The sequence below is a fragment of the Brochothrix sp. genome (assembly GCF_017549435.1).
In the GTDB taxonomy this organism is placed as follows: Bacteria; Bacillota; Bacilli; order Lactobacillales; family Listeriaceae; genus Brochothrix; species Brochothrix thermosphacta.
On the sequence record NZ_JAFYUW010000111.1, the window covers coordinates 1 to 15800 of the forward strand.

Below are 15800 nucleotides of genomic sequence, written 5' to 3' on the forward strand. Positions count from 1 at the left end.
AGCTCGTTTAGAATATCGCATTAAATGGGAACATGATTTAACAGATTACCTTGTTGCGCTCAATGAACAAAAACCAGTTATTCTTTGTGGTGATTTAAATGTTGCACATACAGAAATTGATTTGAAAAACCCTAAAAACAACCGTAATAACCCTGGTTTCTCTGATGATGAACGCCATTGTTTTAACTATTTACTTGACCAAGGTTTCACCGATAGTTTCCGTCATTTCAACCCCGATCTTACAGGTGCCTATTCATGGTGGTCGTATCGTTTTAATGCGCGTGCAAACAATGCGGGCTGGCGTATCGATTACTTTGTTGTGAGTGATAAATTGAAAAACAAAATGACATCAACATCTATCCATAAAGACGTCATGGGCTCAGATCATTGTCCCGTTGCCTTAGAGATTGATTTATAAAGCATAAAAAAGACCTTCTTTCTCGGTTAAGAAAGAAGGTCTTGATTTTTGTTTTTTTACTTACAAGCATTTTCTAAATCTGCAATTAGGCGATCTGCTTCTTCCCACGAATAAACAGTAGCACCAGAAGCTAACGGATGGCCACCACCATTGTAATCAGCTGCAATATCGTTAATAACAATTTCTTTTGAACGTATGCGCACACGAATACGCTCAGGTTCCTCGACAAAAAAGACCCATACTTTTACGCCTTCTACCTGAGCAACGGTATTAATTAACATTGCTGCCTCATTAGATGTAACGTTAAATTCAGTCAATAAGTCGGGTGTAATTTTCAAATGAATCATACCTTTTTCAGACATTTTAAAATTCTGTAAGACATAACCATTAAAATGCAGCACACGCGCATCTTTTTTATACATTGTATTGAAAATTGCTGGACGATCAAATTCATAAGCTGTCAGTTTTGACACATATGCAAAGGTGCGTGACGTTGTATTTGGAAACATGAAACGCCCAGTATCGCCAACAATTCCTGTAAACAATAAACGAGCAGCAACTGCAGTCAATGTCAATTCCTCCGCAAATGTCTCTTGAAACTCACAAATCATTTCACTTGTTGATGATGCTGTTGTATCAACCCATACCAGATCACCATATGGATCATTGTTGGGATGATGATCAATTTTAATTAATTCAGCCCCTTTATCAAAACGTTTATCATCAATACGAGGTGAATTTGCTGTATCTACTACAATAACAAGTGATCCTTCATAGATAGAATCATCAATTTCATCAAGATCACTTAAAAAACGAAGTGATTCCTCATGCTTCCCTACACGATATACTTTTTTATTGGGAAAACTCTCTGTAATAATATTGGCCAATCCACACTGTGACCCATAAGCGTCTGGATCTGGACCGACATGTCGATGGATAATAATCGTTTCATACTCTTTAATTTTATCTAAAATTTGTTGTTTCATTATTCTATCACTTACCTTTCAATAATTTGAACTGAGATTAATGATTTTGACATAATCACATTGTCCACTCGCACTGTAATATCAATTTTCGCTGTTTTTCGACTCTGCTCTAAAAGCGTTGGCTCAAATTCTAAAACACTATCCATTTGGATTGGCTTCAAGAAGTAAATGGTCATCGACTCCACCATTGTATTTTGGTGATGTGCACTCATCATCATTTGTTGTACAACCTCACATAACGTTTGCGATAACACACCATATGACAGCGTTCCAATATGATTTGTCATTTGCGGTGTTACTTGGAATTTATAACCTTCTTTTTTGTAACTATCTTCTGGCAAAATAAACTGATTTACAATCGTATCGTCTAATGTTTCACCAATTTGTGGTTGACGTTGCATTAACTGCATTGCTTTTAGTACATCTTCACGACTAACTAATCCTACAATCACTTGGTTTTCTTTGACAACAGGTATCAGTTCAATGCCTTCCCAAATCATCATATGTGCAACGGAAGGTACGGTCATTTGTTCTCCTACTACGATTGGATTACGCGTCATTAAATAATCAATCGTAGTTGTACTCGGGTGCTCACTAATATCTTTTGGTGAAATGACACCTACCAAACGTCCTGCCTTATTTACAACAGGGTAACGATTATGACCTGTTTCTTCCTGTAGTTGATAATAAGTTGCAACTGTATCATTATTTTGAAGTATTGTCACATCTTCCATGGGTTTCAGAATGTCAGACACAAATAAGATTTCTTTTTTTATCAATCGATCATAAATCGCACGGTTAATTAGAGTAGCAACTGTAAAAGTATCATATGATGTTGAAATAACAGGCATTTCTAGTTCATCCGCCAGTTTAATAACCTCTTCATTCGTTCCAAAACCACCAGTAATAAGTACAGCAGCACCTTTTTCTAGTGCCAATTTTTGGGCATTTTCTCGATTTCCGACAATGATTAAATGATCAGCTTCGACATAACGTGTCATCGCTTCGATTGTCATTGCTCCTATAACAAAACGATTAAGTGTCTTATAGAGACCTACACGACCACCTAAGACTTGTCCATCAGTCATATTTAAAATTTCAGCATACGTCAATTTTTCAATATTCTCTTTGATTTTACGCTCTATTCTAATAGTACCTACACGCTTTATAGTGCTGACAAATCCCGCATTTTCAGCTTCTTTAATCGCTCGATAGGCTGTTCCTTCACTGACGTGCATATTCTGTGCTACCTTACGTACAGAAATTTTATCACCTACAGGTAACTTTTCAATGTAAGACATAATCAATTCATGTTTCGTCGTCATCGGTTTTAGTCTCCTCTTATTCACATATTTACGATTTTAACATTTTACTGTTATACTTTTAGTTATAGAAATTATAACACAGATTTTAAAGGAAGGATTCCTATCTAACTTTGTGCAACCTAGCACAATTTATGGTACACTGATAACGTTAATTTAGAGCAATTAATTCAATGAAGGAAGGACTTTTATATGTTAAATAAACTTGAAAAAATCCAACAACACTTAAAAGATAACAATTTGGATTTCGCCTATATATCGAATCCAAATAATATCGGATACATCACTGGTTTTTACAGTGACCCACATGAGCGTGTACTTGCACTCTTTATTTTTGCTGATACTATTCCATTGCTATTCGCTCCATCATTAGATGTTAATGATGCCAAAGCTTCTGGCTGGGAATTTGACATCAATGGTTATACTGATAGCCAAGAACCTTTTGAAGTAATAACAGAGCTTCTTAAAGCACGTACTTCAGACGTTTCTTCTATCTTAATAGAGAAAGATCATTTAATAGTTGAACGTTTCCTTGCTATCCAAGCAGCTTTCCCAGACGCGGAATTTGCTAATGGTACAGATTTACTGAACCGTATGCGTGTTATTAAAACGGCTGATGAAATAGCAATTATGAAAGAAGCCGCTGAATTAGCTGATTATGCTATTCAAATTGGTGTCAACGAAATTGCTGAAGGCAAGACCGAATTAGAAATCATTGCCAAAATTGAGTACGAACTCAAGAAAAAAGGCGTTACTGAAATGTCTTTCTCAACAATGGTACTTACTGGAATCAATGCAGCATCACCACACGGTAACCCTGGTTTAACAAAAATCCAAAAAGGTGACCTTGTTTTATTTGATTTAGGCGTTATGCATAAAGGTTATGCCTCTGATATTTCACGCACAGTAGCCTTTGGTTCAATTACAAAAGAGCAAGAAAAGATTTACAACACAGTCTTGAAAGCACAACTTACAGCAATGAACACTGTAAAAGCTGGTGTTGCAGCTAAAACAATTGATCTCGCTGCCCGTCAAACAATAGCAGATGCTGGTTATGGTGATTACTTCCCTCACCGACTTGGACATGGCCTCGGTATCACATGCCATGAATTCCCATCAATTACAGATAACAATGAATTATTATTAGAAGAGAACATGGTCTTTACAATTGAACCTGGCATATACGTACCAAACATTGCCGGTGTTCGTATTGAAGATGACGTTGTTGTCACTAAAGATGGCGTAATCTCACTCACACAATATCCAAAAGAATTACAAATTATTCAATAATGAAAGTGGAAACACCTCTTTCATTCTCTAAAAAATTGGAAAAATAAAAAACATTCATTAGACTAGCTATTAAAAGTATTTTCAACATTGTAAAAAATACTGGTAAATTGCAATCTATAAAACATCCACTACGAGTTAGACTAGAAATTCAAGTTTTTTAGTAGGCTGATACATGCCTACTAAAAAACTTGAATTTCAGGTCTAGTAGTGGATTTTTTGTAGCGTTTATGAAATTTTCAGATGTTTTATGTTGAAGTACTGGAGATAGAAAATAACACCAGAAACACTAATATTCCAACTTAAATTTCAGGTCTAATGTTTTTTGTTTGTTCTGGAATTTTGAAGGAGAATAGGTGTTGCAACTGGAGATAGAAAAAAAGTAGAAAAATAAAAAACATTCATTAGACTAGCTATTAAAAGTATCTTCAACAGTGTTAAAAACACTGGTCAATTGCAATCTATAAAACATCCACTACTAGACTTGAATTTCAGGTCTAGTAGTGGATGTTTTTTGTAGCGGTTATGAAATTTTCAGATGATTTATGTTGAAGTACTGGAAATCGAAAATAACACCAGAAACACTAATATCCCAACTTAAATTTCAAATCTAATGTTTTTTAATGCGCTGAAGGCATTTTCAGTTTTTCTTTTTTAAATGTTGGAGTTTTTATTTGAAGTACAGAGGATGTTCAATAGTGGCGGTTAATTTTGTAATTCAGGAAAATAACGTAGTAGAGCATCTTTATCATAACTGTTTTTTTAACATTCTAATCAATTCATACAAGCCCCGAACAGATGCCTTAATCGAACGATTATCATCAAAATAAACAAGTGCTGTTTCATTATCTATTCGGGAGATTTTTCGTGTGTTAATAATAATACCGTGATGACACCGACAAAAATAATCAGGTAATCGTTCCATAGCTGACGTTAAACTAGAACGGTAAAAATAATCATTTTCACTTGTCACAATTCGTATTCTTCTTAAATTAATATCGTGTTCAAAATAGATAATATCAAGCAAATTTATCAAATAATACATGCCATTATCTTTTATTTGAAATTTAACCTGACTATTCATATCATTATTCTGATAACCATCAATAATATGCCATAGCAAAGCTAATACTTCTCCTTCTATTTTTTCTGAATTGTCTGTACTGTCTATTACTGAAAAAAGTTCTTGATACTTTTGCAATACTCCTTTCAACTCTGATAATTCTCGATAAACATAAATATCATATACCCTGGCCGGTGCTAATTTATCTTCACCAATCCTATAAATGTCCCTAAATGAAACAATGGTATCTTCTGGAGTGAGCGTGGTAGGTATATTATTGATACGAACATCGTTCCTATCAATCGAATAAAACCATTGTGTGATTGCTTTTTTGATCGTACCTTCTACCTTAACATCCTGCAGCTGACAATCAATAAACAACATATTTTAACCCGCCTCTCAGTTATTATTACCTACAAGTATAAACGATAAGATAGAATTTACGTAGTAATTAAAGAAACCATAGAACAATTCTATGGTTTCAACAGGATTATATGTAATAGTTTGCAGCTTGTATTTCACAAAATCTTATCGTAACAATTAAAAGGATACACCATTTCTGGTCGTGTCATTTCTCCACAAAACGTATAACCTTTCTTTAAAAAGAAATCATTCATTTTTTTATTCGTGATATATGTATCACTTTTCACGTAGTTGTATTTTTTATGAATCGCTAAATTTTCTGCTAGCTCCAAAAACTGTGACGCAATACCTTTACCTCTAACGTCGGTCGCAACAGCACAGCGATGAATCACAAGTGCTGTTTTTGATTCGCGCCATGCTCCCATCGTATACTCAGATTCTTTCTCAGGGCTAATACAAATAAACCCCTGAACTTTTCCTTCATCGGTATAAACGAACAATTCGCCAACTTTAATATCGTTTTTAAAAATTTCCTCCGTTGGGTATAATTCGTCCCATTGAGGATTATTTTCTTCATGCATAACCTTAATTGTTGATTTGACGATTTTCATAATTGCCGATATATCTGACAATTCTGCTTTTCTGATCATTTGTAAATCCACTCCTATACAAGCCTTTGAGTTCTTTTTAGACCTTTTATAATAATGTTATTTTATTACTATAACAAAAAAAATCTCCCTAATAAACCGAAAAGAACCGATGTAACATGATTTTTACAATTCATGATTTAAAAATGCCACAAATAATAATATATTTTTAATCTCAACACTTAAATTAACTATATTATTTTTCGGGAATAAGACGATAGTATTTTAACAGAGGAAGAATTTCTGCTAAAAAGAAACAACAATTAGGATTATAAAAAGAAATTAAGTACAACTAAAAAGAAGTAAACCAATGTGGTTTACTTCTTTTTTTAATCTTTTAAAGTTAACAAACAAACAGATTCAACGTGTGCAGTTTGTGGAAACATATCATACGGTGTAATCTCTGAAATCGTATACCAAGGTGTCAATTGCTGTACATCTCTTGCTAAAGTTGATGGGTTACAAGACACGTATACCATTTTTTGCGGTTGCACTTGTTTTATCGTATCTAGTAGCGCATCATCACAACCAGAGCGTGGTGGATCCACAATCACAACATCTGGTTTAAACCCTTCATCAATCCAACGTGGCATGATCTCTTCTGCTTTTCCTGCTTCATAATGTACGTTTGTAATGTTTGCGCGTTCAGCATTGTGCTTAGCATCTTCTATAGAATCAGCAATAACATCCATTCCGCGTACTTCTTTAACAGCATGAGCAAGCGATAAGCCAATCGTACCTACACCACAATAAGCATCAACAACTGTTTCGTGACCCTTGAGCTCTAAAACATTAGCAACTTTGCGGTATAGTTTTTCTGTTTGTTCTGGATTTAACTGGAAAAAAGCACGTGCTGATAAATCATAAGTAATTCCTGTCATTTTTTCAGAAATAACTTCTTTTCCTGCAACAAGAAACGTTTCATCACCAAATACGAGTGACGTTTTTTCTTGATTAACATTTTGCATAATCGAAACAACTTGAGGAAAGGCTGTTTGAATGCGTTCAATCAACTCGCGTTTTTTAGGCAGTTTTTTACTATTAGTGATAAATACAACTTGAATTTCCTCCGTATGAATCGCTTCACGAATAACAAGTGTTCGTACAATCCCACTGTTTTTTTCTTCATCATAAATAGGTACATTTAAATCTTGAAGTTGTTTTTTTATAAATGCCGTGATTTTGGTAGTGTTTGGTTGCTGAACAACACATTCTTCTATATCAATCAGTTGATGTGACTCTTGTTGATACAAGCCAGCTTTTATAACTCCGTCGCTTTCTCGCACTTGAAACTGACTTTTATTGCGATATGCCCACGGGTTTTTCATTCCAATTGTATGTTTCACGGTTAGTTTATCCATTGGTATTTTCGTGTGCTTCTGGAAAGCTTGTCTAATAATATCACGTTTCATAACTAGCTGTTTATCGTATACAAGATGCTGTAACTGACAACCTCCACATTCTTCATATACCGGACAAAGTGGTATAATTCGGTCCGCTGATTCACGTTCTATTTTAACTAACTCTGCTTCTAAGTATTTCGGGAAAACCTTTGTGACTTTAACAACAACACGTTCCCCAGGTAGAGCGCCTTTAATAAATACAATTGTATTTTTGAAATACCCAATTCCTTCACCATTAATTCCAATACGCTTTATAACAACTGTCATTTTTTGTCCTAGACTATATTGTCCAGTCTTACTTTCTCTCATCATTGTTCCTCCTGTGAAACGCTCTATTTATAGGGCGTCTCTAATACACTTTTTTTAGATAACTGCGTTTTTATATAGGTGGCATATGCCGCATTAATCATTCCACCTATGATAACAATAATTCCTGATAAATAAAACCATAACATTAAAATAATAACTGCTCCAATACTGCCATATATTGCCGAATAGTTACTAAAATTATCGATGAAAATTGAAAATAGATATGAGAAAATCATCCAAGCTATCGATGTAAACGCTGCTCCGATAATAGTTTCCTTAAATTTAATTTTATGGTTAGGCAAGAAACGATATAATAGCACTAATGCTGTAAATATTACAAAAATAACGATACTCCAACGCATAATATTATAATTTTCAAAGATATTAAAATCTAAATTAAATAATTTAGTAATAAATAAGCCGATTTGACGACCAAAAACACCTATTATCGCAACTGATCCTACCATAATAAAAAGAAAAATCATAAAGAACATTGATAACACACGTTGAATAAAAAAATTACGACGTTTTGCAGTACTATAAACACTGTCCAGTGCCTTGCCAATTGCATTGACGCCATTCGATGCAGACCAAATTGTTCCTAAAATACCAATTGATAATAAACTTGCACTTTGATGATTAAGCAAACTATCAACTAACCCCTGAATAAGGGCAAACATATCATGAGGTACAATTTCTTTTAACATTTTATAAACACTGTCCTGATCAATATGTAAGTATGAAATTAATGCTGATAAAAATAACAGCATTGGAAATAATGATAAAAAGAAAAAATACGCAAGTTGACCGCCAACAGCACTAATATCAACTTTTTTAAAATTAGCAATAAAATATTGTATGAAAAGTTTTATTTTGTTCATGATTTCTCACCTTCTCTCTTGATTATTTTCCCATCCTTATGACGAATAAAACATGTCAATTCAAATATTTTTATGATACAATTCATTTTAAATTGGTTTATAAGGAAAGGATGTTCTTATGTCTCTCGAAACACCTTCACATGAAAACGTAACGATTATGCTTAAAGAAATCACAACTAAGTTACAAATGATTAATGCCGAGGTTATGGCTCATCGCACTATCAATCTTGATGATTATGAAGATCTTTACGATATGTATCACTTCGTTACTAAGCGAACCACTTTTAGCACAAACGAGTTGAATATGTTAGCTGAGGAAATTGGAAAAATCACCATAGCTCAAAAATAAAAACAAAGCCTTCTGCGTTTATCAGAAGGCTTCTATTTTATAAAATAACACCTAACTATCATTTCAAAGAACCGTTTATTAACTGGATTTTTAGCGTTTTTCGCCTTGATCTGTTAATATTACTGGGCCATCTTTAGTAATAGCTAGTGTATGTTCAAATTGGCAACTTAAACCACCATCAATTGTTGACGCTGTCCAGCCATTTTTACCCATCTTCGAACGCCAATCACCCGTGTTTACCATAGGTTCAATCGTAATAACCATGCCTTCTTTTAAGCGTAAGCCTTTACCTGGTAAACCGTAATGCGGCACTTCTGGCGCTTCGTGCATTGTTGGTCCAATGCCATGTCCGATAAACTCACGCACAACGCTAAAACCTTCAGGTTCAACGTAAGACTGAATTGCATGACCAATATCTCCCATACGATTTCCCACAACAGCTTGTTCAATCCCTTTGTATAACGCTGTATGTGTTACCTCATAAAGTCTTTTGGTTTCATCAGATACTTCACCTACTAAGTAACTCCAAGCTGAATCACTCATTGCTCCGTCCAAATTAATTACAGTATCAACTGTTATTAAATCACCATCTTTCAATGGTTTTTTCGTTGGGAAACCATGACAAATTTCATCATTTAAACTTTGACATGTCGCATATTCATAACCTTCGAAGCCGATTTGTTCAGGAATCCCGCCACCTGCACGGATTTCTTTTTCAACAAATTTATCTATCTCCCAAGTTGTTACGCCTGGTTTAATCATATCTCTTAATTTAATGTGGATACTTGCTAATAGTTCTCCTGAACGTCGCATTGCTTCAATTTCTCTTGGTGATTTTAATGTAATCATTTTATTCATCCTTTCAACCTCGCTTCATTTTTATGATAATTTTCGTTCGCCTTGATCTGTTAAAATTACAGGTCCTTCTTTAGTGATTGCAAGTGTATGTTCAAACTGACAACTTAACCCACCATCAATCGTAGTGGCTGTCCAACCATTTAAGCCCATTTTAGAACGCCAGTCCCCAGTATTAATCATTGGTTCAATTGTAATAACCATACCCTCTTTCAAACGCATGCCTTTACCTGCTAAACCATATGCTGGAACATCTGGTGCTTCATGCATTGTAGGCCCAACGCCATGACCCACGAATTCGCGCACAACACTCAAACCTTGTGGTGCAACATAAGACTGTATCGCATGGCCAATATCACCAATACGATTACCAATAACCGCTTGTTCAATTCCTTTATAGAGAGCTTCATACGCTACCTCATATAAATGTTTTGTTTCATCAGACACTTCACCAACTAAATAGCTCCATGCTGAATCGCTTATTGCACCGTTTAAATTAATGACTGTGTCAACAGTTAATATATCTCCATCTTTTAATGGTATTTTTGTTGGAAAACCATGACAGATTTCTTCATTTAAACTTTGACATGTTGCATATTCATAACCTTCAAAACCAATTTGCTCAGGAATACCACCGCCAGCGCGGATTTCTTTTTCAACAAATTTATCTATTTCCAATGTTGTTATTCCAGGCTTAATGATATCTTTTAATTTTAAATGTATACTCGCTAATAAATCTCCGGAACGACGCATCGCTTCGATTTCACGAGGTGATTTAAGTGTAATCATTTCATTCACCCTTTCATTGCTTTCCTACTATATTATATACACAAACACTACTTTTTTAAAGGTTAATGCAAAAATCATTACAATCTCTCACTTCTGAAAAAAACTAGCTAACTTATATATTCAATAATTATCGCTAAAACCCGAACGTTTTTACGAATTTATTAACTTTTCAGTCAAAAAAAATGCTAATTATCAGACTTATAGTGTAACATTAAGACGGTATATGATAGAATAACATCAGATTACTATTTATAGATAAGGATGCGTGATAGGCGATGACGACTGCTAAAATTGTTTATGCCAGTATGACTGGTAACACAGAAGAAATTGCAGACTTGTTTGGTGAAGTCTTAGAAAAACACGGAATTGAAGTCGATATTGAAGAGTGTGTCACTGTCTCTCCCGAAGATTTACTTGACTACGATATATGTCTTGTAGGCGCTTATACATACGATTTTGGTGAAGTACCAGATGAATTTGTCGATTTTTATGAAGAAATGTCAGAAGTTGATTTTACAGGTAAATTATGTGCTTCTTTTGGTTCAGGTGATACTTTTTATGATGATTATTGCCTACTTGTTGATTTTATTCAAACGCGTTTTAAAGAACAAGGTGGTACAATTGCTGGTGAAGGTATAAAAGTTGATTTAGATCCTGGCGAAGAAGATATTGCTGCAATTAATGCGTTAGTTGAAAAAATTGTTGAACAAGTAAATGCCTAGAAAAATATACTTAAATAATGATGAGGTGATGAAATGACTTCCACTGCGATGCTTATTGTCAATCCTTCTTCAGGAAAAGAAAAAGGAAAGAAATACCTAAAGCTTGCTGAAGATACACTATTAAAACGCTTTGATCGAGTTGACATTCGTTTAACTGAAAAAGCTGGTGATGCTACAACGTTCGCCAAAGAATCTGCCATGAAAGGTTACGATGCCTGTATTGCAATGGGTGGTGATGGGACTCTTAATGAAACCATCAACGGATTAGCAGAGCAAAAACATCGTCCTACATTTGGTCTTGTACCCTTAGGTACTGTTAATGATTTAGCTCGTGCTTTGAAAATTTCAAAAAAACCTAAACAAGCAATTAAAATGCTTGCAACCGCAAAAGAAACGCCTTTAGATATTGGTCGAATTAACAGTCACTATTTTATGAATGTGGTTGCAATCGGTAGTATACCTGAAGCTGTTGATCGCGTGAGTGTTAAACAAAAAACACAATTAGGGGCAATGGCCTACTTTATTGAAGGCGCTAAAGCATATGCTCGTAAAGAAAAATTCAATTTTGAAGTGAAAACAACTGATGAAGTTCACAATGTTGAATCTGAACTCATCATTGTCTCACTTACCAACTCCGTCGGTGGTTTTGAAAAACTTGCGCCTGAAGCTGAGGTAAACGATGGTTTATTCCATGTATTTATCGTCACTGATAGTAGTGTAATTGAACGAACTAAATTGTTACCACAACTATTTAGCGGTCAAGTTAGCCAAAACGGCGGATTAATTGCCTTTAAATCGAATAAAGTTTTTATTTCTTCAAAAGAAAGTATTCTAAAGTCAAATGTTGATGGGGATCCCGATGATTATCTACCATTGGAATTAGAAGTTTTACCTTCACACCTAAATGTATTTACACCAGTTGACGCATAATAAAATTTATTTAAAAAGGGGATTTTATAATGAAAAATTTTAACGAGAAATTACAAAAATATGCTGAATTAGCTGTAAAAGTTGGTGTTAACGTACAACCTGAACAAAAAGTATACTTGACGGTTAACATCGAGAACATCGATGTTGCACATGCGATTACTGCTGAAGCTTATAAAGCCGGCGCTAGTGAAGTCATCGTTAAGTATGTTGACTCAACTCTAGCTCGAATGAAATATGACAATGCGCCACTTTCTATCTTTGAACAAGAGCCGACTCATTATGCTAACGAACGTATTGAACTAGCAAATGAAAATGCTTGTTTTATCTCAATCGCTGGCCAAGACCCTGATTTATTAAATGGTGTTGATGCTAAGAAAATTGCTGCTGGTAATAAAGCAACTGGTAAAGTAATGCAACCTTTCTTACAATTAGCACAATCGGATAAAATTGCTTGGACAGTACTTGGTGCACCTACAAAAGGTTGGGCTGCCAAAGTCTTTCCTGATTTAGCTCCAGAAGAGCAAATTGATGCCCTTTGGGAAGCAATTTTCAAAACAATGCGTTTAGATAACGAGGATCATATCGGTGCATGGTATGCACACGAAAAAACGTTAACTGACAAAGCAGCTGTTTTAAATGACCTTCATTTTGAGTCACTTCACTACACTGCTCCTGGTACAGACTTAACTGTTGGATTGCCTAAAAAACATCTTTGGGTTGCTGCAGGCAGTGAAAATGCTGCGGGTACTCGTTTCACAGCAAACCTTCCAACTGAAGAAGTCTTTTCAGCTGCTGAAAAAACAGCCGTTAATGGTGTTGTAAGCAGTACGAAACCTTTAAGTTATGGCGGTACTGTCATTGACGGTTTCAAACTAACTTTTAAAGATGGCCGTATTACAGAAGTAACAGCTGAACGTGGTGAAGAAGTTTTAAAACACCTCATTGATTCAGATGAAGCTGCTAAATATATTGGTGAAGTGGCATTAGTTCCACATCCTTCACCAATCTCACAATCAGGTGTCCTATACTATACAACATTATTTGATGAAAACGCTGCGAACCACTTTGCAATCGGCAGTGCTTATGCCTTTAACATTGATGGTGGTAAAGATATGACCACTGCAGAACTTGAAGCTGAAGGTATTAACCAAGGCCCTGTTCATGTTGACTTCATGGTTGGATCTGGCGAAATGGATATTGATGGTGTGCAAGCTGATGGGACAGTTGTTCCTGTCTTCCGTAATGGTGACTGGGCAATTTAAGTTGCTACTTTAAACGCAAACAATTTATATGACTCACTAAATATTGTGTGAAAAACACAATTTGTAAGAAGAATGAAGAGTTCGACATTAGTCGGACTCTTCAATTCTACATAAAATAATTAATGACGACTTGATTTATTATATGATACAAGCCTGTTATTTTAGGAGGATGACCATGCGCTATAGCGAATGGGATGTCAACCTAAAAGTAAGACTTTACGGAGAAGCCTTTGTAGACATTTCTTTTTGGATGATATTCCCTTTTTTAACACTCTATTTTTCAGAAACACTTGGACGGACAACCGCTGGAATTTTGCTGATTACATCACAACTAATCACTGCTTTCACTGGATTGCTTGGCGGTTTTTTAGCCGATAAATTTGGTCGAAAACGCATGTTAATTGTTGCAATTAGTGGCGAAATCATGTGCTTTGTTTTATTTGCTTTTGCTCGTAGTTCTCTGATTAATTCACCTTTGCTCGTCTTAATTGCTTTTACTGGTGTAAGTATCGCAGGTTCTTTTTATCAACCTGCGGCACAGGCAATGATTGCTGATGTCGTACCTGAAAAACACCGTGCCTATGTCTTTTCGATTTTCTTCACGATGCTTAATATTGCCGTTGTTGTAGGTCCTCTACTAGGTGCTGTCTTATACATCAATTATCCTGTTCAGTCTGTAATTGTGATCATCATCTTAGAAAGCATCTTATTGCTTGCACTAGTTAAGTTAACACATGAAACAGCGCCTTCAGTCCTTGGTAAAGAACCAGCACCAAAACAAACGATTGGCGCTGTATTGAAGGAACAATTTGCCAGCTATAAAGTTGTGTTACGTGATAAACTTTTCTTGATGTTTATCATCGCTGGTATTTTAACAATGCAAACAATCATGCAAATAGATATGCTCTTCCCGATTTATATTAAGGAAGTGATACCGACTACAGTTAATTTCTTAACAATGACATTAAATGCTGAACAAGTCTTTGCTATTACTTTAGCAATTAACGGTTTTATCGTTGCATTGACTGCTATCGCGGTGACAAAATGGATGTCTCGCTACAAAGAAGGTCTTGTGTTTGTACTGTCTTGTATTTTTTATGCCGTTGGATTAATCATTTTTGGCTCATCCATCTCGGTGTGGCAATTCATTATTGCTATGATTGTATTCAGTATAGCCGAAGTAATGGTCGTTGGTTTCCAACAAAGTTTTGTTGCACGCATTGCGCCGATTGATAATCGTGCCATGTACTTTAGTGCATCAGGTCTTAGAAATACAATTGGACGTGTTATTGCACCTTTAATGGTAACTATCTCAGTAGGTATTGGTTACTTCCCTACTTTTGTAGTGATGGCTATCCTCGCTTTAATTAGCGGTGTTATCTATCATTTCGTCTTCAAAATGGAACAACGAAAGCTAACAACAGAATAGTTCACAAAAAAAGACCTCCTTTAGAAAAATCTAAGGGAGGTCTTTTTTTGTATTAACGAATAAGTTCGATACTTGAGCTGGCACCCACGCGGTTCGCACCTGCAACAATCATGCGTTGCAAATCATCCTTGGTACGAATACCACCTGATGCTTTCACCCCCACTTTTTCACCAACTGTGCGTCTCATTAATGAAACAGCTTCAACTGTTGCACCGTCCCCATTAAATCCTGTTGACGTTTTAACATAATCAGTTCCAGCAGCGACTGCTAACTGACAGGCACGTTCTATTTGCTCATCACTCAAAAGTGATGTTTCAAGAATTACCTTCAACAACCCATTATAACGATGTACCAATATAGCGATTGTTTCTATTTCTGCTTGTACTAATTCGTCATTTCCACTTTTTAAAGCTCCGATATTCATTACCATATCGATTTCATTTGCGCCATTTTCTAAGGCTTCTTCAGCTTCATATTTTTTAACTGCTGTTGTCGTTGCTCCTAATGGAAAACCGACAACCGTACAGACATCTATCTCTGTTTCTTTTAATTGTTGAGCAGCCAACTGTACCCACGAAGCATTGATACATACTGATGCAAAATCGTATTGTTTTGCCTCTTTAATCAATTGTTCAATTTCTTCCTGTGTTGCATCTGGTTTTAATAACGTGTGATCTATCATTTTAGCGACTGACATCGAAAATCCTCCTTATTCATACACTATCCTCTTTTAGCATAACACTACCCGACAATTCTCTCAATAAAAAATTGTATTATAACACAAA

General features: G+C 35.3%; 16 protein-coding genes. 7 read left to right on the forward strand and 9 right to left on the reverse strand.

The features are described 5' to 3' along the window. Positions 1-418, forward strand: a 418-nt coding sequence (locus IKV95_RS07200; protein WP_287451578.1) for an exodeoxyribonuclease III, incomplete at its 5' end; no start/stop codon positions are given. 56 nt (positions 419-474) lie between these two features. Here IKV95_RS07200 and IKV95_RS07205 read toward each other — a convergent pair. Together IKV95_RS07205 and IKV95_RS07210 are read right to left on the reverse strand one after the other, a co-directional pair. Next, complete coding sequence (locus IKV95_RS07205; protein ID WP_029090646.1) at positions 475-1404, reverse strand: DHH family phosphoesterase; 930 nt, start codon at positions 1402-1404, stop codon at positions 475-477. An 11-nt stretch (positions 1405-1415) separates the two neighbouring features. After that, positions 1416-2729 carry a DRTGG domain-containing protein gene (locus IKV95_RS07210; protein ID WP_029090647.1) on the reverse strand — a complete coding sequence of 438 codons (1314 nt, stop codon included), beginning with the start codon at positions 2727-2729 and terminating at the stop codon, positions 1416-1418. Between the two features lie 189 nt (positions 2730-2918). Here IKV95_RS07210 and IKV95_RS07215 point away from each other — a divergent pair, with 189 nt between their 5' ends. Beyond that, a complete protein-coding gene (locus IKV95_RS07215) occupies positions 2919-4016 on the forward strand; it encodes a M24 family metallopeptidase (RefSeq protein WP_029090648.1) in 1098 nt (365 codons plus the stop codon). Positions 4017-4761: 745 nt separating this feature from the next. Here IKV95_RS07215 and IKV95_RS07220 read toward each other — a convergent pair. The 4 genes from IKV95_RS07220 to IKV95_RS07235 form a co-directional block, all read right to left on the reverse strand. Further along, positions 4762-5460 (reverse strand): LytTR family DNA-binding domain-containing protein, encoded by a 699-nt coding sequence (locus IKV95_RS07220; protein ID WP_069125339.1) that lies wholly within the window; start codon positions 5458-5460, stop codon positions 4762-4764. Between the two features lie 134 nt (positions 5461-5594). Then, positions 5595-6089: a GNAT family N-acetyltransferase gene (locus IKV95_RS07225; RefSeq protein ID WP_029090650.1), complete on the reverse strand. Its 495-nt coding sequence runs from the start codon at positions 6087-6089 to the stop codon at positions 5595-5597. Between the two features lie 326 nt (positions 6090-6415). After that, entirely contained in the window at positions 6416-7798 is a 1383-nt protein-coding gene (gene rlmD / locus IKV95_RS07230) for a 23S rRNA (uracil(1939)-C(5))-methyltransferase RlmD (protein WP_069119366.1), read from the reverse strand. Between the two features lie 23 nt (positions 7799-7821). Then, a complete protein-coding gene (locus tag IKV95_RS07235) occupies positions 7822-8679 on the reverse strand; it encodes a YihY/virulence factor BrkB family protein (RefSeq protein ID WP_069125337.1) in 858 nt (285 codons plus the stop codon). Positions 8680-8797: 118 nt separating this feature from the next. On the opposite strand from IKV95_RS07235, the gene IKV95_RS07240 reads away from it, so the two are divergent. Then, positions 8798-9028 (forward strand): DUF1128 domain-containing protein, encoded by a 231-nt coding sequence (locus tag IKV95_RS07240; protein WP_029090652.1) that lies wholly within the window; start codon positions 8798-8800, stop codon positions 9026-9028. Positions 9029-9118: 90 nt separating this feature from the next. Here the strand turns inward: IKV95_RS07240 and map (IKV95_RS07245) are convergent, their stop codons facing one another. Both map (IKV95_RS07245) and map (IKV95_RS07250) read right to left on the reverse strand, forming a co-directional pair. Continuing rightward, on the reverse strand, positions 9119-9877 hold the full coding sequence (gene map / locus IKV95_RS07245) for a type I methionyl aminopeptidase (RefSeq protein WP_029090653.1): 759 nt from the start codon (positions 9875-9877) through the stop codon (positions 9119-9121). Positions 9878-9907: 30 nt separating this feature from the next. Beyond that, positions 9908-10672, reverse strand: coding sequence for a type I methionyl aminopeptidase (gene map / locus IKV95_RS07250; protein ID WP_029090654.1), 765 nt, complete (start codon positions 10670-10672; stop codon positions 9908-9910). A 275-nt stretch (positions 10673-10947) separates the two neighbouring features. Between map (IKV95_RS07250) and IKV95_RS07255 the strand changes: the two genes are divergently transcribed. From IKV95_RS07255 to IKV95_RS07270, 4 genes are all read left to right on the forward strand, one after another. Further along, positions 10948-11394: a flavodoxin gene (locus IKV95_RS07255; protein WP_029090655.1), complete on the forward strand. Its 447-nt coding sequence runs from the start codon at positions 10948-10950 to the stop codon at positions 11392-11394. 33 nt (positions 11395-11427) lie between these two features. After that, entirely contained in the window at positions 11428-12324 is an 897-nt protein-coding gene (locus IKV95_RS07260; RefSeq protein WP_069119371.1) for a diacylglycerol/lipid kinase family protein, read from the forward strand. 29 nt (positions 12325-12353) lie between these two features. Beyond that, a complete protein-coding gene (locus IKV95_RS07265; protein ID WP_029090657.1) occupies positions 12354-13586 on the forward strand; it encodes an aminopeptidase in 1233 nt (410 codons plus the stop codon). A 175-nt stretch (positions 13587-13761) separates the two neighbouring features. Then, complete coding sequence (locus IKV95_RS07270; RefSeq protein ID WP_029090658.1) at positions 13762-15015, forward strand: MDR family MFS transporter; 1254 nt, start codon at positions 13762-13764, stop codon at positions 15013-15015. A gap of 52 nt (positions 15016-15067) precedes the next feature. Here the strand turns inward: IKV95_RS07270 and deoC are convergent, their stop codons facing one another. Continuing rightward, entirely contained in the window at positions 15068-15712 is a 645-nt protein-coding gene (gene deoC / locus IKV95_RS07275) for a deoxyribose-phosphate aldolase (RefSeq protein ID WP_029090659.1), read from the reverse strand. Positions 15713-15800 lie beyond the last annotated feature (88 nt).